The 20455-nt window shown below is 72.3% G+C and carries 18 protein-coding genes; 13 read left to right on the top strand and 5 right to left on the bottom strand.

The features are described from left to right. Positions 1-36 precede the first annotated feature (36 nt). The 3 genes from ACFWMZ_RS05265 to hutI all read left to right on the top strand — a co-directional run bounded on the left by ACFWMZ_RS05265 (position 37) and on the right by hutI (position 4017). Entirely contained in the window at positions 37-1317 is a 1281-nt protein-coding gene (locus tag ACFWMZ_RS05265) for an allantoate amidohydrolase (RefSeq protein ID WP_383199603.1), read from the top strand. Next, the gene (locus ACFWMZ_RS05260; protein WP_383183586.1) at positions 1314-2735 is read left to right on the top strand and encodes a formimidoylglutamate deiminase; all 1422 of its coding nucleotides are present in this window, start codon (positions 1314-1316) and stop codon (positions 2733-2735) included. The genes ACFWMZ_RS05265 and ACFWMZ_RS05260 overlap by 4 nt, the downstream gene beginning before the upstream one ends. A gap of 67 nt (positions 2736-2802) precedes the next feature. After that, positions 2803-4017 carry an imidazolonepropionase gene (gene hutI, locus ACFWMZ_RS05255; RefSeq protein ID WP_383199687.1) on the top strand — a complete coding sequence of 405 codons (1215 nt, stop codon included), beginning with the start codon at positions 2803-2805 and terminating at the stop codon, positions 4015-4017. 110 nt (positions 4018-4127) lie between these two features. Here hutI and ACFWMZ_RS05250 read toward each other — a convergent pair whose 3' ends face one another. After that, complete coding sequence (locus ACFWMZ_RS05250; protein ID WP_383183572.1) at positions 4128-5114, bottom strand: RNA polymerase sigma factor SigF; 987 nt, start codon at positions 5112-5114, stop codon at positions 4128-4130. Between the two features lie 241 nt (positions 5115-5355). Here ACFWMZ_RS05250 and ACFWMZ_RS05245 point away from each other — a divergent pair, with 241 nt between their 5' ends. Both ACFWMZ_RS05245 and ACFWMZ_RS05240 read left to right on the top strand, forming a co-directional pair. Next, a complete protein-coding gene (locus ACFWMZ_RS05245; protein WP_383183574.1) occupies positions 5356-5724 on the top strand; it encodes an STAS domain-containing protein in 369 nt (122 codons plus the stop codon). A 255-nt stretch (positions 5725-5979) separates the two neighbouring features. Then, the gene (locus tag ACFWMZ_RS05240; RefSeq protein ID WP_383183576.1) at positions 5980-6498 is read left to right on the top strand and encodes an ATP-binding protein; all 519 of its coding nucleotides are present in this window, start codon (positions 5980-5982) and stop codon (positions 6496-6498) included. Between the two features lie 293 nt (positions 6499-6791). On the opposite strand, the gene ACFWMZ_RS05235 is transcribed toward ACFWMZ_RS05240, so the two are convergent. Continuing rightward, on the bottom strand, positions 6792-8282 hold the full coding sequence (locus tag ACFWMZ_RS05235; RefSeq protein WP_383182054.1) for a peptide MFS transporter: 1491 nt from the start codon (positions 8280-8282) through the stop codon (positions 6792-6794). Between the two features lie 514 nt (positions 8283-8796). On the opposite strand from ACFWMZ_RS05235, the gene ACFWMZ_RS05230 reads away from it, so the two are divergent. Further along, complete coding sequence (locus ACFWMZ_RS05230; protein WP_383182052.1) at positions 8797-9474, top strand: response regulator transcription factor; 678 nt, start codon at positions 8797-8799, stop codon at positions 9472-9474. Positions 9475-9596: 122 nt separating this feature from the next. Then, entirely contained in the window at positions 9597-10835 is a 1239-nt protein-coding gene (locus ACFWMZ_RS05225; protein ID WP_383182050.1) for an ATP-binding protein, read from the top strand. Positions 10836-10860: 25 nt separating this feature from the next. On the opposite strand, the gene ACFWMZ_RS05220 is transcribed toward ACFWMZ_RS05225, so the two are convergent. Next, the gene (locus ACFWMZ_RS05220) at positions 10861-11409 is read right to left on the bottom strand and encodes a GtrA family protein (protein WP_383182048.1); all 549 of its coding nucleotides are present in this window, start codon (positions 11407-11409) and stop codon (positions 10861-10863) included. Between the two features lie 247 nt (positions 11410-11656). Between ACFWMZ_RS05220 and ACFWMZ_RS05215 the strand changes: the two genes are divergently transcribed. From ACFWMZ_RS05215 to ACFWMZ_RS05205, 3 genes are read left to right on the top strand one after another with little or no spacing between them, the layout of a single operon-like run. Further along, positions 11657-12766 carry a 5-(carboxyamino)imidazole ribonucleotide synthase gene (locus ACFWMZ_RS05215; protein WP_383199685.1) on the top strand — a complete coding sequence of 370 codons (1110 nt, stop codon included), beginning with the start codon at positions 11657-11659 and terminating at the stop codon, positions 12764-12766. Next, positions 12763-13302, top strand: coding sequence for a 5-(carboxyamino)imidazole ribonucleotide mutase (purE, locus tag ACFWMZ_RS05210; RefSeq protein ID WP_383199601.1), 540 nt, complete (start codon positions 12763-12765; stop codon positions 13300-13302). The genes ACFWMZ_RS05215 and purE overlap by 4 nt, the downstream gene beginning before the upstream one ends. Positions 13303-13312: 10 nt before the next feature. After that, positions 13313-14530, top strand: coding sequence for a dipeptidase (locus tag ACFWMZ_RS05205; RefSeq protein WP_383182044.1), 1218 nt, complete (start codon positions 13313-13315; stop codon positions 14528-14530). Positions 14531-14603: 73 nt separating this feature from the next. Here ACFWMZ_RS05205 and ACFWMZ_RS05200 read toward each other — a convergent pair whose 3' ends face one another. After that, entirely contained in the window at positions 14604-14960 is a 357-nt protein-coding gene (locus ACFWMZ_RS05200) for a VOC family protein (RefSeq protein WP_383182042.1), read from the bottom strand. Between the two features lie 127 nt (positions 14961-15087). Between ACFWMZ_RS05200 and ACFWMZ_RS05195 the strand changes: the two genes are divergently transcribed. Then, positions 15088-15597, top strand: a complete 510-nt coding sequence (locus ACFWMZ_RS05195) for a CGNR zinc finger domain-containing protein (protein WP_383199599.1) — start codon at positions 15088-15090, stop codon at positions 15595-15597. A 75-nt stretch (positions 15598-15672) separates the two neighbouring features. On the opposite strand, the gene ACFWMZ_RS05190 is transcribed toward ACFWMZ_RS05195, so the two are convergent. After that, complete coding sequence (locus ACFWMZ_RS05190) at positions 15673-17016, bottom strand: UDP-glucose dehydrogenase family protein (RefSeq protein WP_383182038.1); 1344 nt, start codon at positions 17014-17016, stop codon at positions 15673-15675. Between the two features lie 259 nt (positions 17017-17275). Here ACFWMZ_RS05190 and ACFWMZ_RS05185 point away from each other — a divergent pair, with 259 nt between their 5' ends. Together ACFWMZ_RS05185 and ACFWMZ_RS05180 are read left to right on the top strand one after the other, a co-directional pair. Beyond that, positions 17276-18433, top strand: a complete 1158-nt coding sequence (locus ACFWMZ_RS05185) for an acyl-CoA dehydrogenase (protein WP_383199597.1) — start codon at positions 17276-17278, stop codon at positions 18431-18433. Positions 18434-18693: 260 nt separating this feature from the next. Further along, on the top strand, positions 18694-20343 hold the full coding sequence (locus ACFWMZ_RS05180; RefSeq protein ID WP_383182034.1) for a catalase: 1650 nt from the start codon (positions 18694-18696) through the stop codon (positions 20341-20343). The last annotated feature ends 112 nt before the right edge of the window (positions 20344-20455 follow it).

Below are 20455 nucleotides of genomic sequence, written 5' to 3'. Positions count from 1 at the left end.
AGGGTGCGGGCCGGCCCCCTCCGGAGGAGACCCCTGGTGTCCCACCCCCGCCCCGCGAGCCCGACGGGCACCGCCCGCCAGGCCCCCGACTTCCTCACCATGTGGCGCGAGCTCGCCCCTCTCGGCCGCCACCGCGCGAGCGGCGGCTACCGGCGCTACGCCTGGGGTGGCGCCGACCGCGAGTGCCGCGCCTGGTTCCGCGACCAGGCCGAGCTGCGCGGCCTCGCCCACGAGGTCGACCGCAACGGCAACCAGTGGGCCTGGTACGGCGTCTCCGGGTGGGCCGAGGCCGGCCCCGGCCAGGCCGTCGTCACCGGCTCGCACCTCGACTCCGTACCCGACGGCGGCGCCTTCGACGGCCCCCTCGGCGTCGTCTCCGCCTTCGCCGCCCTCGACCGGCTCCTCGACCGGGGCGCCGTCCCCACCCGCCCCATCGCCCTGGTCAACTTCGGCGACGAGGAGGGCGCCCGCTTCGGCCTCGCCTGCGTCGGCTCCCGCCTCGCCACCGGCCGCCTCACCCCCGCCGACGCCCGGCAGCTCCGCGACGGCGACGGCATCACCCTGCCCGCCGCCATGGAGGCCGCCGGATACGACCCGGACACCCTCGGCCCCGACCCCGAACGCCTCTCCCGCATCGGCGCCTTCGTCGAACTCCACGTCGAGCAGGGCCGCTCCCTCGACCTCACCGGCGACCCCGTCGGCATCGCCGGCTCCATCTGGCCGCACGGCCGCTGGCGGTACGACTTCCACGGCGAGGCCAACCACGCCGGGACCACCCGCCTCACCGACCGCCGCGACCCGATGCTGACCTACGCCGGGACCGTCCTGGAGGCCCGCCGCGAGGCCGAACTCGCCGGGGCCGTCGCCACCTTCGGCAAGGTCGCCGTCGAGCCCAACGGCGTCAACGCCATCCCCTCCCTGGTCCGCGGCTGGCTCGACTCCCGCGCCCCCGACCAGGCGAGCCTGGACGCCGTCACCGCCGCCGTCGAGGCCGCCGCCCGCACCCGCGCCGAGCGCGACGGGATCGAACTCAGCGTCATACGCGAGTCGTTCACCCCCGTCGTCGAGTTCCACCAGGCCCTCGGCGCCGAACTCGGCCGCATCCTCGACGCGCCCGGCATGCCGCCCGTCCCCGTCCTCGGCACCGGCGCCGGACACGACGCGGGCATCCTCGCCGACTCCGTACCCGCCGCCATGCTCTTCGTCCGCAACCCCACCGGCGTCTCCCACTCCCCGGCCGAACACGCCGCCGAGGACGACTGCCTCGCCGGGGTCCAGGCCCTCACCGACGTCCTGGAGGGGCTCGCGTGCGTGTGAACACCTACTGGCTGGAGCACGCCTGGCTCGGCGAGCGCGTCGAACACGGCGTCGTCGTGGACCTCGTACCGCCGGACGCGCCCGGCCCCGTCCCCGTGGACGAGGAGCTGGGCGACACCGCCGACGCCCCGGTCCCGCCCGGGCACATCCTCGCCGTCCGCACCGGCGTGGAGACGCCCCCGGCCGGCGCCGTCCGGCTGCCCGGCCTCACCGTGCCCGGCCTCGCCAACGCCCACTCGCACGCCTTCCACCGCGCGCTGCGCGCCACCGTCCAGGTCGGCAGCGGCACCTTCTGGACCTGGCGCGAGACCATGTACCGCTTCGCAGCCGCCCTCACCCCGGACAGCTACTACGCGCTGGCCCGCGCCGTCTACGCGGAGATGGCGCTCGCCGGGATCACGGCCGTCGGCGAGTTCCACTACCTCCACCACCAGCCCGACGGCCGCCCCTACGACCACCCCAACGCCATGGGCGAGGCGCTGATCGCGGCCGCCGCCGACGCGGGCATCCGCATCACCCTGCTGGACACCGCCTACCTCTCCTCGGGCTTCGGCGCCGCCCCCGACCGCCACCAGCGGCGGTTCAGCGACACCACCGCCGACGCCTGGGCCGCCCGCGCCGACCAGCTGCGCGGCGACAGCCACACCCTGATCGGCGCCGCCGTCCACTCCGTACGCGCCGTCCCCGCCGACCAGCTCGCCACCGTCGCCGACTTCGCCCGGCACCGCGGCGCGCCCCTGCACGTCCACCTCTCCGAGCAACAGGCCGAGAACGAGGCCTGCCTCGCCGCCACCGGACGCACCCCCACCCAGCTCCTCGCCGACCACGGCGTCCTCGGCCCGCGCACCACCGGCGTCCACAACACCCACCTCACCGACGAGGACATCACCCTCATCGGCACCAGCGCGACCGGCACCTGCATGTGCCCCACCACCGAACGCGACCTCGCCGACGGCATCGGCCCCGCCCCCCGCCTCCAGCGCGCCGGCAGCCCGCTCAGCCTCGGCAGCGACAGCCACGCCGTCATCGACCTCTTCGAGGAGGCCCGCGCCCTCGAACTGGACGAGCGGCTACGCACCCGCACACGGGGCCACTGGACCGCCGCCGCCCTGCTGCGCGCCGCCACCGCCGACGGTCATGCCGCCCTCGGCCGCCCCGAGGCGGGCACCCTGGCCCCCGGCGCCCCCGCCGACCTCACCACGATCGCCCTCGACACCGTGCGGACGGCCGGGGCGGCCCCGCTGCTCGGCGCCGAGACCGCCGTCTTCGCGGCGAGCGCCGCCGACGTGCGGCACGTACTGGTGGGCGGGCGGGTGATCGTCCGCGACGGGCAGCACGTACGGCTCCCCGAGACCGGGCGGGCCCTCGCCGAGGCGGTGGCCGCCGTCCGGGACGGGGGCCGGGCGGCGGCGCGGTGAGCCGTACGCCGTGGCGGACCCCCTAACCGCCAGCAAGTTGTCAGCAAGTCCCCTTGTCGGAATGGTGATGGTGATGGAGAGCGAGCGCGGCAACGCGAAGACCGGGTCGACGGCGGTGGTGGGGATCGCCTCGCTGGTGACCAACGACCCGGAGCAGGGCGACGGTTCGCCGCTCGGGGTGATCCGGGACGCCGCCGTCGTCTTCGAGGGCGAGCGCGTCGTGTGGACGGGGGAGAGCGGCCGGGTCCCCGCCACCGACCACGTCGCCGACGCCGGCGGGCGGGCGGCCGTCCCCGGCTTCGTCGACTCCCACTCCCACCTCGTCTTCGCGGGGGACCGTACCGAGGAGTTCGCCGCCCGGATGTCGGGGCGCCCGTACAGCGCGGGCGGCATCCGCACCACCGTCGCCGCCACCCGGGCCGCCGACGACGAGACGCTCTCCGCCAACGTCGCCCGCTACCTCGCCGAGGCGCTGAGGCAGGGCACCACCACCTTCGAGACCAAGTCCGGCTACGGCCTCACCGTCGAGGACGAGGCCCGTTGCCTGCGCGTCGCCGTCGCCCACACCGACGAGGTCACCTACCTCGGCGCCCACATCGTCGCCCCCGAGTACGCCGACGACCCCGCCGCCTACGTCGACCTCGTCACCGGCCCCATGCTGGACGCCTGCGCCCCCTACGCCCGCTGGGTCGACGTCTTCTGCGAACGCGGCGCCTTCGACGGCGAGGCGGCCCGCGCCGTCCTCACCGCCGGACGCGCCAAAGGTCTCACCCCGCGCGTCCACGCCAACCAGCTCGGCCACGGCCCCGGCGTCCAGCTCGCCGTCGAACTCGACGCGGCCAGCGCCGATCACTGCACCCACCTCACCGACGCCGACGTGGACGCCCTCGCCTCCGGCTCCACCGTCGCCACCCTGCTGCCCGGCGCCGAGTTCTCCACCCGCGCCCCCTGGCCCGACGCCCGCCGCCTGCTCGACGCCGGCGCCACCGTGGCGCTCTCCACCGACTGCAACCCCGGCTCCTCCTTCACCTCCTCCGTCCCCTTCTGTGTCGCCCTCGCCGTCCGCGACATGGGGATGACGCCCGACGAGGCCCTCTGGTCGGCCACCGCGGGAGGGGCCGCCGCCCTGCGCCGCGACGACGTGGGCCGCCTGGCGCCCGGCGCCCGCGCCGACCTGGTGCTGCTGGACGCGACCAGCCACGTCCACCTCGCCTACCGGCCCGGAGTGCCGCTGGTGGCCGCCGTGTGGCGGGCGGGGGAGCCGGTGGTCCCGCTGGGCTGAGGGGGCTGACCGCGCGGTGAGACGCGGCAGGGCCCGCTCCCCGTGAGGGGAAGCGGGCCCTGCCGAAGCCTGTGCGGGCGACGCGGCCGTGCGGGGGCCGGTCGCACCGGTCACTCCACCACCGTCAGCCCCTTGCGCAGCCGGTTCAGCGTGCGGGTCAGCAGACGGGAGACGTGCATCTGGGAGATGCCCAGCTCCTCGCCGATCTCCGACTGCGTCATGTTGGCGGTGAAACGCAGCGAGAGGATGCGGCGGTCACGCGCGGGAAGCTCCGCGATGAGCGGCTTGAGGGACTCGATGTACTCGATGCCCTCGATGCCGTTGTCCTCGTAGCCGATGCGGTCGGCCAGCGCGCCCTCGGAGTCGTCCTCCTCGGGCTGGGCGTCCAGCGAGCTGGCGCTGTACGCGTTGGACGCCGCCATCCCCTCGACGACCTCCTCCTGGCTCAGGCCCAGGCGGTCGGCGAGCTCGCGCACGGTCGGCGCGCGGTCCAGCTTCTGCGCCAGCTCGTCCCCGGCCTTCGCCAGGTCCAGGCGCAGCTCCTGGAGGCGGCGCGGGACCCGCACCGACCAGGAGGTGTCGCGGAAGAACCGCTTGATCTCACCGATGATCGTCGGCATGGCGAACGTGGGGAACTCCACGCCGCGGCTCAGCTCGAACCGGTCGATCGCCTTGATCAGGCCGATCGTGCCGACCTGGATGATGTCCTCCATCGGCTCGCTGCGTGAGCGGAAGCGGGAGGCGGCGAACTTCACCAGGGCGAGGTTCAGCTCGACCAGGGTGTTCCGTACGTAGGCGAACTCCCCGGTGCCCTCGACCAGCGTCTCCAGCCGGGCGAAGAGGGTCTTGGAGAGGGCGCGGGCGTCCAGCGGCCCCACCTCGTCGTACGGGGGGATCTCCGGCAGGTCGGCGAGGAGGACCGGGAACTCGTGGCCCGGATCGTCGTAAGGGAGGTCGGCGGCGGCCGTGGCCACCGGGGAGTCCTCGCGCGTTTCCTGGGTTTCCCCTCCGCCTTCCGCGGACAGGTGTGCGAGTGGGGCTGTCGACGCCGCCAGGCGGGTCTGCGCGTCGAGCTGGGGTGACATGATGTCCTCCATCGTTCTCGGCATATGGCTGCCGATGCCAATACGTGCACTGAAGGTGTGCGGCGCCTCCGAAGCCGGCCGTGTCGAATGGGTGCTCCTATAGCCCTACCGAATCCCCTGACCAGGTCGCAAGTGAGCTTCGTGGCGAAATGTCCGTTTTCCAGGGCTGGTTCGGGTACCGCGTGACCTGGTGAGGGCGTAGTGTTCGAGGGCGTCAGTCAGTAGTCAGGACGGGTCGGAAATGAGTAACGGCATGGACCGCCAGACGGTCGGCAGCACCCAACGGGGCCGGCTCCGTGTAGACGTCCGGAACGAGGGCAGCAGTGCCGTGGTGACTCCGGCGGGTGAGTTGGACCACCACACCGCCGATCTGCTCCGGGAACCCCTCGAAGAGGCCGTATCCCAAGGCAGGGCGCGTCTTGTCGTCGACTGCTCGCAACTGGAGTTCTGCGATTCCACCGGGCTGAACGTCCTGCTCGGGGCCCGCCTCAAGGCGGAGGCCGCGGGCGGCGGGGTCCATCTCGCCGGGATGCAGCCGGTGGTCGCGCGCGTCTTCCAGATCACCGGGGCCGAGGCGGTCTTCGCCGTCCACGACTCCGTCGACGAGGCGCTCGCCGACTGACTCTCCGGGCGCTCTTCGCCGCCGAGGCCAGGATTTATCCCACAGTTGTATGCGCGTGACCGATGCGTTACCACTGTCACAGGGTGGACGCGAAATACGTGGGTGTTCTCACGGTCACTTCGGGCAGGAGAGAACCTGGACGCGTCGTCCGGCGAGGACGGGCGGTGCGTCGAAAACCCCTATAAGTTCCCCCTATGTTCCGCAGGATCGACCAGGCACATCGTTGAACTGGCGAATCGGTGAGGTGAAGCGCTGATGAGCACCACCCGGCCCTCGTTGCCGGGCGACCGCGGGCCCGAGACGGACGCGAATGTCGCCCCGGGGCCTCTGGCGCCCGTGGAGCGCCTGGTGCGCAAGCTCGGGCTCGCCGACGCCACCGGCATCGTCCCGACCGCCCGGGACTTCACCCGGCAGGCCCTCTACGACTGGGGCTGGCTGCCGGCGCCGACCGCTGAGCGCAGGGCTGCCGCGGAGGATGTGCTGCTGGTCGTCTCCGAGCTGGTGACCAACGCGTGTCTGCACGCGGACGGGCCGCAGGAGTTGCGCGTGGGCACGCAGGGGAAGGTCTTGCGGCTGGAGGTCGCGGACAAGGGGGCCGGGGAGCCCGCTCCCCGGACGCCTCACCGGGCCGGGCGGCCCGGGGGGCACGGGATGTTCATCGTGCAGCGTCTCTGTCTCGACTGGGGTGTCCTTCGTGTCCCCGGCATCCCCGGCAAGACCGTCTGGGCCGAACTGGCGGCCCCCGACGGAATCCCGCCTGCGGCGACCCCCTGACCCCTCCCCACCCTCCAGCCCGGCCGGGCCGGGGCCACTCGGCCTCAAACGCCGGCCGGGCTGTCTTTGGCCTCAAGCGCCGGCCGGACTCGAAGCCCGGCCGGCGCTTGAGGCCATCTTGGGCCCGCGTGTGAAGGCTGGAGCCCAGCCACATCCCAGCCCGGCCGGCGTTTGAGGCCACCGCGACAGAGCCCGGCCGGCGTTTGAGGCCGATCGGCGCCCGGAACGGCCCGAGCCCCGTTCCTGGCCGGGTGGGCCGGGGACGGGGCTCGGGGGGAGTGGGTGGGGCGAGGTCAGTGGATCTCGCCCATGAGGGACTTGACCTTGCGGCGGTACATGAAGATCGCCACACCGGCCAGGAAGGCGAGCACCGCCTCCAGAGCCACCACACCGGTGCGATTGAGATCCACCCCGGCCTCGGAGAGCAGCCCGGTGACACTGTCACCCGCGGTGACCGCGAGGAACCAGACACCCATCATCTGGGAGGCGTACTTCGCCGGAGCCATCTTCGTCGTCACCGACAGCCCCACCGGCGAGAGCATCAGCTCGGCCGTGGTCTGGAAGAAGTAGATGACGACCAGCCACCACGGGCTGACCAGCGCCCCGCCGGAGCTGTCGGTCAGCGGCAGCAGGAAGACGAAGAAGGAGATGCCGACCAGCATCAGACCGCCGGAGAACTTGGCGATCGTGCTCGGCTCCTTGCTCTTGCGGTTGAGGTAGAGCCAGATCCACGCGAAGACCGGCGCGAGCGCCATCACCAGGATCGGGTTGACCGACTGGAACCAGGAGACCGGGAACTCCCAGCCGAGCACCTGGTTGTCGACCTTGTCGTCCGCGAAGAGCGCCAGCGTCGTCGCGCCCTGGTCGTAGATCATCCAGAAGATCGCGGCGGCCGCGAAGAACCAGAGGTAGGCGGTGAGCTTGGACTGCTCGGCGCCGGAGAGTTCCTTGTCCCGCTTCATCCGGGCGAGCACGGCGACCGGGATGACGAGGCCGAGGATGATGAGCGGAATGGTGACCCAGCGCAGGGTGAAGCTGCCGGTGACGCCGACGATGCCGTAGAAGACCGCGGCGATCAGGAGCCAGGTCAGGCCCTTGCGCAGAAGGGCGGTCCGCTCCGGGGCGGTGAGCGGCTTCGGGACCTGCGAGGAGAGCGGGCTCAGGTCGCGGCCGAAGGCGAGGAACTGGAGCAGGCCCAGACCCATGCCGATGGCGGCGAGGGCGAAGCCCCAGTGCCATCCGACGTTCTGCCCGACGGTGCCGATCACCAGCGGCGCGACGAAGGCGCCGATGTTGATGCCCATGTAGAAGACGGTGAAGCCGCCGTCACGACGGGGGTCGTTGGGCCCGTCGTAGAGGTGGCCGACCATCGTGGAGATGTTGGCCTTCAGGAGGCCGGAGCCGAGGGCCACGAGGAGCAGGCCGAAATAGAACATGACCGTGCCGGGCAGAGCCAGCGCCAGATGGCCGGCCATGACGACACCGGCCGCGATGGCGACGGTCTTGCGCGGGCCCCAGTAACGGTCACCGAACCAGCCGCCGGGGAGGGCGAGCAGGTACACGAGGGCCATGTAGAGCGACGTGATGGCGGTCGCCGTCGGTACGTCGAGGCCGAGCCCGCCGTCCGCGACCAGGTAGAGCGGGAGGAGCGCGCGCATGCCGTAATAGCTGAAGCGCTCCCACATCTCTGTGAGGAACAGTGTGGCCAGTCCGCGGGGGTGGCCGAAGAAGGTCTTCTGCGATCCGGGGTTGCCGGCCGCGTCCTTCGTCAGGCTGGACGCCATGGGTCGATCCTTGTGGGTTCGGGACGCGCGGCTGCGTGAGCGGATACGCGCCCGGTGGGGGGTTCGGCCGGCACCGGCGTCGTCCTCCGCCCCAGTTCCCCCACGCCCAGGGGTCCGACCTCGCGGAGGACCGGAGGCGGGGGACGGCGACACCGGGATCCACGCCCCTGGATCCGCCACCGCCTCCGGGTCCACGGGGGATCTCGGGGCGGGGCGGCCGGGGCCCGGCCACAGGTCATTCCTTTCGAGGCCGGTGGGAACCGGCCCGCACACAAAAGAGACCTTCAGCCCGCATAGCGCGCCAAAGGTCCTTGAGTAGTGCTACAGGCGTCTCGCCACCATACGTCATGACTATCCGGACTATGGAAGAGCTTGAGACATGGATCACAGGTAGCATACGCCCCTCGCGCCTCAATCGAAGGTGAACGCATCATTCCATCCCAGCCTCGCAGGTACGCTCCGCGGCTGGGCGGAGCCAGGGCGCGGCCGGGGCGGTGCGGACTACCATCACCCCATGACCCGTGTACTGCTCGCCGAGGACGACGCGTCCATCTCGGAGCCGCTGGCCCGTGCCCTGCGCAGAGAGGGGTACGAGGTCGAAGTCCGCCAGGACGGACCCACCGCCCTCGACGCCGGACTCCGAGGAGGCGTCGACCTCGTCGTGCTCGACCTGGGGCTGCCCGGCATGGACGGCCTGGAGGTCGCCCGCAGGCTCCGCTCCGACGGTCACACGGTCCCGATCCTCATCCTCACCGCCCGCGCCGACGAGGTGGACACCGTCGTCGGGCTCGACGCGGGCGCCGACGACTACGTCACCAAGCCCTTCCGCCTCGCCGAGCTGCTGGCCCGGGTCCGGGCCCTGCTGCGGCGCGGCGCCGCCGAGTCGCCCCAGCCCACCGCGACGCACGGCGTACGGATCGACGTCGAGTCGCACCGGGCCTGGATGGGCGACGAGGAACTCCAGCTCACCGCCAAGGAGTTCGACCTCCTGCGGGTCCTGGTGCGGGACGCCGGCCGGGTCGTCACCCGCGACCAGCTCATGCGCGAGGTCTGGGACACCACCTGGTGGTCCTCGACCAAGACCCTCGACATGCACATCTCCTGGCTGCGCAAGAAGCTCGGCGACGACGCGGCCAACCCCCGCTACATCGCCACCGTGCGCGGCGTCGGCTTCCGCTTCGAGAAGTCCTGACCGCGATGGCCTCGGGGGCCTCGATACCGTGACCGGGCCGGTGCTCCGGCCGCCCCGCCGTGCGCCCCGGCCCGCCCCGCGGGGCGCGTGAGACCCATCCGCTCCCCGCCCCGAGGACCCCTGTGCGCCGCCGTCTGATCAATTCCACCCTCGCCGTGGTGCTCGTGGTGATCGCCGTCTTCGGCGGCTCCCTGGTGATCGTGGAGACCCGCACCATCACCAACAGCGCGCAGGAGAGCGTCGAGTCCGAGGCCGTACGGCTCGCCTCCATCGTCGACAGCCGCCTCATCAGCGAGGAACGCATCAGCGCGGGCCTGCTGCGGGACCAGATCGCCGCCAAGCGGTACGCGCGGATCGAGATCCCCGGCCGGGGTGCCATCGAGATCGGCGACCGGCCCGACGGCGACACCATCGAGGCCCGCGCCACCGGCGAGGAGGGCGAGTCCGTCCTCGTCCAGGAGCCGCGCGCCGCCGTCACCGGCGAGGTCGGCCGCACCCTGCTGATCATCGGCGGGGTCGCGCTGCTCGCCGTCGTCGCCGCCGTCCTGCTCGCCGTCCGCCAGGGCAACCGGCTCGCCGCGCCGCTCACCGACCTCGCCGAGACCGCCGAACGCCTCGGCTCCGGCGACCCCCGGCCGCGCCACAAGCGGTACGGGGTGCCGGAGCTGGACCGGGTCGCCGACGTGCTGGACGGCTCGGCCGAGCGGATCGCCCGGATGCTCACCGCCGAACGGCGGCTCGCCGCCGACGCCTCCCACCAGCTCCGCACCCCGCTGACCGCGCTCTCCATGCGGCTGGACGAGATCACCCTCACCGAGGACCTGGCGACGGTCCGCGAGGAGGCGACCATCGCGCTGGCGCAGGTCGAGCGGCTCACCGACGTGGTGGAGCGGCTGCTGACCAACGCCCGCGACCCGCGGACCGGCTCGGCCGTCGCCTTCGACCTGTACGAGGTGGTCAAGCAGCAGCTGGAGGAGTGGCGGCCCGCCTACCGCTCCGAGGGCCGCGCCATCGTCTGCTCGGGCCGCCGCGACCTGCGGGCCGTCGCCACCCCGGGTGCGGTCGCCCAGGTGCTGGCGGCGCTGATCGAGAACTCCCTGATGCACGGTGGCGGGACGGTGGCGCTCAGGACCCGGGTGACCGGGAACCAGGCCGTGGTCGAGGTCGCCGACGAGGGGCCGGGCGTCCCCGTCGACCTGGGGGCGCGGATCTTCGAGCGGGCGATCAGCGGGCGTAACTCCACCGGGATCGGGCTGGCCGTGGCCCGCGACCTCGCGGAGGCCGACGGCGGCCGGCTGGAGATGCTCCAGGCCCATCCGGCGGTCTTCGGCCTCTTCCTCTCCCGGGCGCCCGAGGAGTGAGCCGGGCGCGCCCGGCCGGCGGGGCTCAGCCCCGGCCGGTGCCCGAGCCGGAGGCGACGGGCTCGCGTACCGGTTCGGCGGTCTTCGCGGCGCGGGCGGCGGCCGGGGCGCGGAAGACCCAGGTGCGGTAGGACCAGAAGCGGAAGAGGGTGGCCACGCCGATGCCCGCGAACTTCAGGACGTTGGCCTCCAGCCGCCCGTCGAAGCCCAGGCCGTAGGTGCCGGTGTAGAGGATGCCGTTCTCGATGACCAGGCCGATCACGCTGAAGGCGAGGAAGAGCGTCATCTCCCGGGTCCGGCCGCCCTTGTCGCGGTCGCGGTAGGTGAAGTAGCGGAACCCGAGGTAGTTGAAGACGATCGCCACCACCGTGGCGAGGATGCTGGCGCGGACCACCGGGAGTTCGGTGACGTGCCGGACGAGGTTGAAGACGGCGAGGTTGACGAGGACCCCGGCGCCGCCGACCGCCCCGAACTTGGCCACCTCGCGCAGCAGCCGCCGTACCCGCTCCTGGAGTGCGGACCCGGCCGGTGCGGTGGGCCCGGCGGGCGTCGGTTCTCCCCGTGCAGGACTCATGTACGGGCTCAGCCCCTGTCGCTCGTCGTGTCGGTACCGCCGGTGCGTCGGACGGCCGGGCTTTCCGTGGCCGCGTCAACCCGGTCATGCTAACCAGGGGCCGTCTGCCCCGTCCCGGGGGATCGACGCACCGTCCGGCCACCGTCACGTACGGTGCGCGGCTCGGGCGTCCGGCGAAAGGGCCGATACCCTGGGCAGCGTGACGTTTCCGGTAGTCGGCATGGTCGGCGGTGGACAGCTCGCGCGCATGACGCACGAGGCAGGCATCCCGCTCGGCATCAGGTTCAAGCTCCTCAGTGACACCCCCCAGGACTCGGCGGCCCAGGTCGTCGGCGAGGTCGTCGTCGGCGACTATCGCGACCTGGACACACTGCGCGCGTTCGCGCGGGGCTGCGATGTGATCACCTTCGATCACGAGCACGTCCCGACCGAACACCTGCGGGCGCTGGAGGCGGACGGCATCCCCGTCCGGCCCGGCCCCGACGCGCTGGTGCACGCCCAGGACAAGGGGGTGATGCGGGCCCGCCTGACCGAGATCGGCGCGCCCTGTCCCCGCCACCGCGTCGTGGCCGATCCGGCCGACGTGGCCGCGTTCGCCGCCGAACTGGCCGCCTCGCCCGGGGGCGGCGGCTTCCCCGTCGTCCTGAAGACGGTGCGCGGCGGCTACGACGGCAAGGGCGTCTGGGTGGTCCGCTCCGAGGCGGAGGCGGCCGAGCCGTTCCGCGCGGGCGTACCGGTCCTCGCCGAGGAGATGGTCGCCTTCCGTCGCGAGCTGGCCGCCAACATCGTCCGCTCCCCGCACGGCCAGGCCGTCGCCTACCCGGTGGTCGAGTCCCGCCAGGTCGACGGTGTCTGCGACACGGTCATCGCCCCCGCCCCGGACCTCTCCGAGGAACTCTCCGGCCAGGCGCAGGAGCTGGCGCTGAGGATCGCCGACGAGCTGGGCGTCGTCGGCCACCTCGCCGTCGAGCTGTTCGAGACCGAGGACGGCCGCGTCCTCGTCAACGAACTGGCGATGCGCCCCCACAACTCCGGCCACTGGACCATGGACGGCGCGGTCACCTCGCAGTTCGCCAACCACGTCCGCGCCGTCCTCGACCTGCCGCTCGGCGATCCGCGCTCCCGCGCGCCGTGGACCGTGATGTGCAACGTGCTGGGCGGCGACTACCCCGACATGTACGGCGCGTACCTGCACTGCATGGCGCGCGACCCGCAGCTGAAGATCCACATGTACGGCAAGGACGTGAAGCCCGGCCGCAAGGTCGGCCACGTCAACACCTACGGCGACGACCTGGACGCGGTGCTGGAGCGCGCCCGGCACGCTGCCGGATACCTCAGGGGAACGATCACCGAGTGACCGCACACACCAGCCAGAACCCCGTCGTCGGCATCGTCATGGGCTCCGACTCGGACTGGCCCGTCATGGAGGCCGCCGCCCAGGCGCTCGACGAGTTCGAGATTCCCTACGAGGTCGACGTCGTCTCCGCCCACCGCATGCCGCACGAGATGATCGCCTACGGCGAGCAGGCGGCCGGACGCGGACTGAAGGCGATCATCGCCGGGGCGGGCGGCGCCGCCCACCTGCCCGGCATGCTCGCCTCCGTCACGCCGCTGCCGGTGATCGGCGTGCCGGTGCCGCTGAAGTACCTCGACGGCATGGACTCGCTCCTGTCCATCGTGCAGATGCCCGCCGGGGTGCCGGTCGCCACCGTCTCGGTCGGCGGCGCCCGCAACGCCGGACTCCTCGCGGCCCGCACCCTCGCCGCCCACGACGAGGAACTGCTCGGCCGTATGAAGGATTTCCAGCGCGAGCTGAACGAGCAGGCCACCGAGAAGGGCAAGCGGCTGCGGGCCAAGACCTCCGGCCCGGCCGGCTTCGGCTTCGGAAAGTGAGGCGTACGACGTGACGAGCACCCCCACCGGACCCGTTCCCCACGCCGAACTGCTGCCCCCGGCGCTGGAGTTCCTCGCCGAGCACCCCGTGGTCGACGGCCACAACGACCTGCCGTGGGCCCTGCGTGAGCAGGTCCGCTACGACCTGTCCCGGCGCGACATCGCCCAGGACCAGTCGGCCCACCTGCACACCGACATCGCCCGGCTGCGGGCCGGCGGCGTCGGCGCGCAGTTCTGGTCGGTCTACGTCCGCTCCGACCTCGGCGGCGACGAGGCGGTCAGCGCCACCCTGGAGCAGATCGACTGCGTCGACCAGCTCCTCGCCCGCTACCCGGCGGACCTGGCGCCCGCCGAGACCGCCGACGCGATGGAGGCGGCGCGCGGCGAGGGCCGGATCGCCTCCCTCAAGGGGGCCGAGGGCGGCCACTCCATCAACAACTCGCTGGCCACCCTGCGCGCCCTGTACGCGCTCGGCGTCCGCTACATGACGCTCACGCACAACGACAACATCGCGTGGGCCGACTCCGCCACCGACGCCGAACGCCTCGGCGGGCTCTCCGCCTTCGGGCGCGAGGTGGTCCGGGAGATGAACCGGACCGGCATGCTGGTCGACCTGAGCCACGTCTCGGCCGGGACCATGCGGGACGCGCTGGCCACCAGCGAGGCGCCGGTGATCTTCTCGCACTCCTCGTCCCGCGCGGTCTGCGACCACCCGCGCAACGTCCCCGACGACGTGCTGGCCCAGCTCCCCGCCAACGGCGGCGTCGCGATGGCCACCTTCGTGCCGAAGTTCATCCTCCCGGCCGCCGTCGAGTGGACCCTGCGGGCCGACGAGAACCTGCGCTCCCACGGCAACCACCACCTCGACACCGGCGAGGAGGCGATGGCGCTGCACCGCGCCTTCGAGACGGCCCACCCGCGCCCCGTCGCGACCGCCTCCACCGTCGCCGACCACCTCGATCACATGCGCGAGGTGGCGGGCGTCGACCACATCGGCATCGGCGGCGACTACGACGGGACGGCCTTCACCCCGGCCGGCCTGGAGGACGTGGCGGGCTACCCGAACCTGGTCGCCGAGCTGATGAGCCGGAAGTGGTCCACGGCCGACCTGGCCAAGCTCACCTGGGGGAACGCGGTGCGCGTCCTGCGCGACGCCGAGGCGGTGTCGCGGGACCTGTCCGCGCGGCGCGGCCCCTCCAACGCGACGCTGGAGCAGCTCGACGGCTGAGCCGGTCCCGTGGCCGCACGGCCGCACGCGAGGAGCCCCCGCCCTGCCAGGCGGGGGCTCCTCGCGTCGCGGGCTACTCCTTGCAGAGGCAGAAGGGGTGGCCGGTCGGGTCGGCGTAGACGCGGAAGGGGCGGTCGGCACGGGTGTCGAGCGGGCGGGCGCCCAGGGCGAGGATCTGGCCCTCGGCCGCGTCCAGGTCGGGGACGTTCAGGTCGAGGTGGAGTTGCTGGGAGTTGTCCGGCGACGGCCAGGTGGGCGGGACGAGGTCCGGGGCCTCCTGGAAGGCGATCTTGACGCCCGAGCCGTGCAGTTCGACCCAGCCTTCGCCGTTCTCCTCCACGGTGCCGCCGAGGATCGCCGCGTAGAAGTTGGCGAGGGCCATGGGGGTAGGGGTGTCCAGGACGACTACGTCGAGGGTGGCGATGGGCATGGGGCTCCTTCGGCTGTCAGGGGCCGCCGCCGGGGTAGGCGGCTCGGTACTGCATCATGGCGTTACCCGTAGCCCGTTTCAAGGGGTAACACGCCGTGGAGTGTGCGGGGGAAGTACCGTCATCGGCATGGCTCGTCCTCCGGCTCCCGGTCCTCTCGCCTTCGTCCAGTCGCTGGTCAACACCCTGGACGTCGAGGCGGGCACGGACGCGCTCGACACCGTCGAGGGGCGGGCGGCGTTCGGGGTGAGTGAGGGGAAGGCCGAGGGAGCGCGGGAGCTTCGGGAGGCGTTGCGGGCCGCCTGCCTCGCCCACGCCGGGCACGCCCCGCACGCCGAGGCGGCGGCACTGGGGGAGCTGCTGGCCCGCGCGCCGCTGGTCACCACCGTCGACCCGGCCGACGGCTCGGCCCGCCTCGCCCCGGCCGACCCCGGCTCCCTGGCCGCCCGCGTCGCGGTGGCCGTCGCGCTGGGCTCACTGGACGGAAGCTGGCAGCGGCTGAAGGTCTGCGAGGACGAGACGTGCCGCTGGGCGTACTACGACCGCAGTCCGGCGGGGCGGGGACGCTGGTGCGCGATGGAGGTCTGCGGGGCCCGGGCGAAGATGCGGGCGTACCGGGCACGGCGGGCGGGGGAGTAGGAGCCGGCCCGCAGACGCCCGCGGCGGGCCCGCGCCGTGCGGACCCGCCGTGGACGACATCGCCCTGCCGCCTGCTCAGGCCCGAGGCCGTCCCATCGCGCGGAACGTCCAGCCGGCCTTGCGCCAGATGGCCGGGTCGAGGGCGTTGCGGCCGTCGAGGAGTATCGGGGTGGTGACGGCGGCGGCCAGTTCGGCCGGGTCCAGGTCGCGGAACTCGCGCCATTCGGTGAGGTGGAGGACGACGTCGGCGCCGCGGACCGCCTCCAGGGCCGAGTCGGCGTAGCCGAGGGTGGGGAAGAGGCGGCGGGCGTTCTCCATGCCCTTCGGGTCGTAGACGGTGACCTGGCCGCCCTGGAGGTGGATCTGGCCGGCGACGTTGAGCGCCGGGGAGTCGCGGACGTCGTCGGAGTCCGGCTTGAAGGTGGCGCCCAGGACCGCGACCCGCTTGCCGAGGAACGAGGTGTTGCCGACCGCCTCCAGCGCCAGCTCCACCATGTGGCCCCGGCGCCTCATGTTGACCGAGTCGACCTCGCGCAGGAAGGTCAGCGCCTGGTCGGCCCCCAGCTCACCGGCGCGCGCCATGAACGCCCGGATGTCCTTGGGAAGGCAGCCGCCGCCGAAGCCGATCCCGGCCCGCAGGAACTTCCGGCCGATCCGGTCGTCGTGGCCCAGCGCCTCGGCGAGCTGCGCCACGTCGCCGTCGGCCGCCTCGCAGACCTCGGCCATCGCGTTGATGAAGGAGATCTTGGTGGCGAGGAAGGAGTTGGCCGCCGTCTTCACCAGCTCGGCGGTGGGGAAGTCGGTCACGACGAAGGGCGAGCCCTCGGCGATCGGCGTCGCGTACACCTCGCGCAGCAGCTCCTCGGCGCGGGCGCTGCGCACCCCGGCGACGATCCGGTCCGGGTGCAGGGTGTCCTGGACGGCGAAGCCCTCGCGCAGGAACTCCGGGTTCCACGCCAGCTCGGCGCCCTCGCCCGCCGGCGCGGCCGCGGCCAGCTCGGCGGCGAGGCGGTCGGCGGAGCCCACCGGGACCGTCGACTTGCCGACCACCAGCGCGGGCCGGGTCAGATGCGGGGCGAGCGAGGCGAAGGCGCTCTCCACGTAGCTCATGTCGCAGGCGTACTCGCCCTGCTTCTGAGGGGTGTTCACGCAGACGAAGTGGACGTCGCCGAAGTCGGCGACCTCCTCGAAGGAGGTGGTGAACCGCAGTCGCCCGCTGGAGCCCTCGATCCCCGCGACGTGCTTGCCGAGCAGCTCCTCGAGGCCCGGCTCGTACATGGGGACCTTGCCCGCCGAGAGCAGTTCGATCTTCTCCGGGACGACGTCCAGCCCGAGCACCTCGAAGCCCAGCTCGGCCATGGCGGCGGCATGGGTGGCGCCGAGGTAGCCGGTGCCGATCACGGTGATCCTGAGGGCCATAGCGAGTGCTCCAGTGCGTCCGGGGAGGGCGGATCGGTGTCGGCGCGGGGCCCGGCGGAAGCACCGCTTCCGTCAGTGCCCGCCGCTCGGGTCGCGCCCGCGCCGACCGAGCATAGCCCCGCGCATGGCGCGGCCCTCAGCTGGGCATTTCCCCTCTGTCGTCAACCTCACGTACCGCTGGGTGCGACGAGGGCCCTAAGCTTTGGACGAGTTACTGGGTTACTTAACGGTAGTTAGCATGTCTGGGGAGTGAGAGACCGTGGCCGGAGCGCCTGATTTCGACCTGTACCGCCTGTCCGAGGAGCACACGATGCTCCGCGAGACGGTCCGCGCGCTCGCCGAGGCGAAGATCGCCCCGCACGCCGCCGCCGTCGACGAGGAGGCCAGGTTCCCGCAGGAGGCGCTCGACGCGCTCACCGCCGCCGACCTCCACGCGGTCCACGTGCCCGAGACGTACGGCGGCGCCGGGGCCGACGCCCTCGCCACCGTCCTGGTCATCGAGGAGGTGGCCCGCGTCTGCGCCTCCTCCTCCCTGATCCCGGCCGTCAACAAGCTCGGCTCGCTCCCGGTGGTCCTCTCCGGCTCCGAGGAGCTGAAGAAGAAGTACCTGGGCCCGCTCGCCAAGGGCGACGGCATGTTCTCGTACTGCCTCTCCGAGCCCGACGCGGGCTCGGACGCCGCGGGTATGAAGACCAAGGCGGTCCGCGACGGCGACTTCTGGGTGCTCAACGGCGTCAAGCGCTGGATCACCAACGCGGGCGTCTCCGAGTACTACACGGTGATGGCCGTCACCGACCCGGCCAAGCGCTCCAAGGGCATCAGCGCCTTCGTCGTGGAGAAGGACGACGAGGGCGTCTCCTTCGGCGCTCCGGAGAAGAAGCTCGGCATCAAGGGCTCCCCGACCCGCGAGGTCTACTTCGACAACGTCCGCATCCCCGCCGACCGCATGATCGGCGAGGAGGGCACCGGCTTCGCCACCGCGATGCAGACCCTGGACCACACCCGCATCACCATCGCCGCCCAGGCCCTCGGCATCGCCCAGGGCGCCCTGGACTACGCCAAGGGGTACGTCCAGGAGCGCAAGCAGTTCGGCAAGCCGATCGGCGACTTCCAGGGCGTCCAGTTCATGCTGGCCGACATGGCGATGAAGCTGGAGGCGGCCCGCCAGCTCACCTACGCGGCCGCCGCCAAGTCCGAGCGCGTCGAGGACGGCCTCACCTTCTTCGGCGCCGCCGCCAAGTGCTACGCCTCCGACGCCGCCATGGAGATCACCACCGACGCCGTCCAGCTCCTCGGCGGCTACGGCTACACCCGCGACTACCCGGTCGAGCGGATGATGCGGGACGCGAAGATCACCCAGATTTATGAAGGCACCAACCAGGTCCAGCGCATCGTCATGGCGCGCAACCTGCCGTAAGGCACCACCGCGCCCCCAAAGCGCAGGGGCGCACGGGCACGTGAGCGCCCACGCGTACGACGGGACCCCCGGCCGCGAAGGCCGGGGGTCCCGTCGTACCTCCGCCGCAGCGAGCCCGGCCCTTACGCCACCCCCGCCGCGCGCCCGTCCGGGTGCACCCCTCGCGGCGGACGGGGGAAAACCGGGCGGCGTCCGCGAGGCGGGCCCTGGTGCGGGGGACGGTTGTGCGGTCAGCGCCGCGCAACGAGGGAGCCCAGCCCGTGACCGAGCCCGTGAACGCCGAGAAGGACGACCGGCCGTACCTGACCAACCGGCAGGGCCACCCCGTCTACGACAACCAGAACCAGCGGACGGTCGGCGCCCGGGGGCCCGCCACCCTGGAGAACTACCAGTTCCTGGAGAAGATCAGCCACTTCGACCGCGAGCGCATCCCGGAGCGGGTGGTGCACGCGCGCGGGGTCACGACCTTCGGGTACTTCGAGGCGTACGGCAAGTGGGGCGACGAGCCGATCAGCCGGTACACGCGGGCCAAGCTCTTCCAGGAGGCGGGGAAGCGGACCGATGTCGCCGTGCGCTTCTCCACCGTGATCGGCGGCCGCGACTCCTCCGAGGCGGCCCGGGACCCGCGCGGCTTCGCCGTGAAGTTCTACACCGAGGACGGCAACTGGGACCTCGTCGGCAACAACCTGGGCGTCTTCTTCATCCGGGACGCCATCAAGTTCCCCGACGTGATCCACGCCCTCAAGCCCGACCCGGTCTCGCACGAGCAGAAGCCCGCCCGGATCTTCGACTTCATGTCGCAGACCCCCGAGTCCATGCACATGCTGGTCAACCTCTTCAGCCCGCGCGGCATCCCGGCCGACTACCGCCACATGCAGGGCTTCGGCGTCAACACCTACAAGTGGGTGGACTCCGACGGCGGAACGGTCCTCGTCAAGTACCACTGGATGCCCAAGCTGGGCGTCAGCTCCATGACCGAGGAGGACGCGGCCAACGTCCAGGCGGACGACCTCGGTCACGCCACCAAGGACCTGTACGAGGCCATCGGGCGCGGCGAGTACCCCGAGTGGGAACTGGTCGTCCAGATGATGTCCGACGACGACCACCCCGAGCTGGACTTCGACCCGCTGGACGACACCAAGACCTGGCCCGAGCAGGAGTTCCCGCCGAAGCCGGTCGGCCGCATGGTGCTCAACCGCGTACCGGCCAACTACTTCGCCGAGAACGAGCAGGCCGCCTTCGGCACCGGCGTCCTCGTCGACGGGCTGGACTTCTCCGACGACAAGATGCTGGTCGGCCGCACCTTCTCCTACAGCGACACCCAGCGCTACCGGGTCGGCCCCAACTACCTCCAGCTCCCGGTCAACCAGCCCAAGGCTCCCGTCGCCACCAACCAGCGCGATGGCCAGATGGCGTACGAGAACGGCCCCGACGCCGAGAACCCCGAGGTCAACTACGAGCCGTCGATCATGGGCGGCCTGCGCGAGGCCGACTACCCCACCCGTGACGAAGAGGGCCCGGTGCTCCAGGGCCGCCTCACCCGCGCCCGTATCCCGCGCACCAACGACTACCTCCAGGCCGGCCAGCGCTTCCAGCTCATGGAGAAGTGGGAGAAGGACGACCTGGTGAAGAACTTCACCGACCTGTTCTCCCAGTGCACGCGGCCGGTGCAGGAGCGGATGGTCTGGCACTGCCTGATGGCCGACAACGAGCTCGGCCTGCGGGTCGGCGAGGGCATCGGCATCGCCCCCTCGGACGTGGCGCACATGGCGCCCCTGCCCGACCAGACCCTCACCGAGGAGGACCGCGCCCGTCTCGGCCGCCTCGGCGACAACCCGCCCCGCGACGTCACGGGCCTGACCATGACCCACTGCGTCCCGGACAAGCGGCACGTGGTGGAACGGCGCTGACCGCGCCGGGCTCGGCTAGAACTCCGGCCCGCCCCTCGCGTACGCGGGGAGCGGGCCGGAGCGGGTCTGCGCTCAGCCGGCGGCGACACCCTTGACGAAGGACGTCAGAGCG

This window comes from Streptomyces sp. NPDC058373, assembly GCF_042723275.1.
GTDB lineage: Bacteria > Actinomycetota > Actinomycetes > Streptomycetales > Streptomycetaceae > Streptomyces.
The sequence above is the reverse complement of the archived record's forward strand: the minus strand, read 5'-3'. Positions and strand labels throughout refer to the sequence as shown.

Bases quoted from the DNA above. Each gene is read 5' to 3' on its own strand.
- hutI (WP_383199687.1), top strand. From the start codon at position 2,803: ATGGTGATGGAGAGCGAGCGCGGCAACGCGAAGACCGGGTCGACGGCG.
- ACFWMZ_RS05250 (WP_383183572.1), bottom strand. From the start codon at position 5,114: ATGGAGGACATCATGTCACCCCAGCTCGACGCGCAGACCCGCCTGGCG.
- ACFWMZ_RS05245 (WP_383183574.1), top strand. From the start codon at position 5,356: ATGGACCGCCAGACGGTCGGCAGCACCCAACGGGGCCGGCTCCGTGTA.
- ACFWMZ_RS05240 (WP_383183576.1), top strand. From the start codon at position 5,980: ATGAGCACCACCCGGCCCTCGTTGCCGGGCGACCGCGGGCCCGAGACG.
- ACFWMZ_RS05235 (WP_383182054.1), bottom strand. From the start codon at position 8,282: ATGGCGTCCAGCCTGACGAAGGACGCGGCCGGCAACCCCGGATCGCAG.
- ACFWMZ_RS05230 (WP_383182052.1), top strand. From the start codon at position 8,797: ATGACCCGTGTACTGCTCGCCGAGGACGACGCGTCCATCTCGGAGCCG.
- ACFWMZ_RS05220 (WP_383182048.1), bottom strand. From the start codon at position 11,409: ATGAGTCCTGCACGGGGAGAACCGACGCCCGCCGGGCCCACCGCACCG.
- ACFWMZ_RS05215 (WP_383199685.1), top strand. From the start codon at position 11,657: ATGACGCACGAGGCAGGCATCCCGCTCGGCATCAGGTTCAAGCTCCTC.
- ACFWMZ_RS05200 (WP_383182042.1), bottom strand. From the start codon at position 14,960: ATGCCCATCGCCACCCTCGACGTAGTCGTCCTGGACACCCCTACCCCC.
- ACFWMZ_RS05195 (WP_383199599.1), top strand. From the start codon at position 15,088: ATGGCTCGTCCTCCGGCTCCCGGTCCTCTCGCCTTCGTCCAGTCGCTG.
- ACFWMZ_RS05190 (WP_383182038.1), bottom strand. From the start codon at position 17,016: ATGGCCCTCAGGATCACCGTGATCGGCACCGGCTACCTCGGCGCCACC.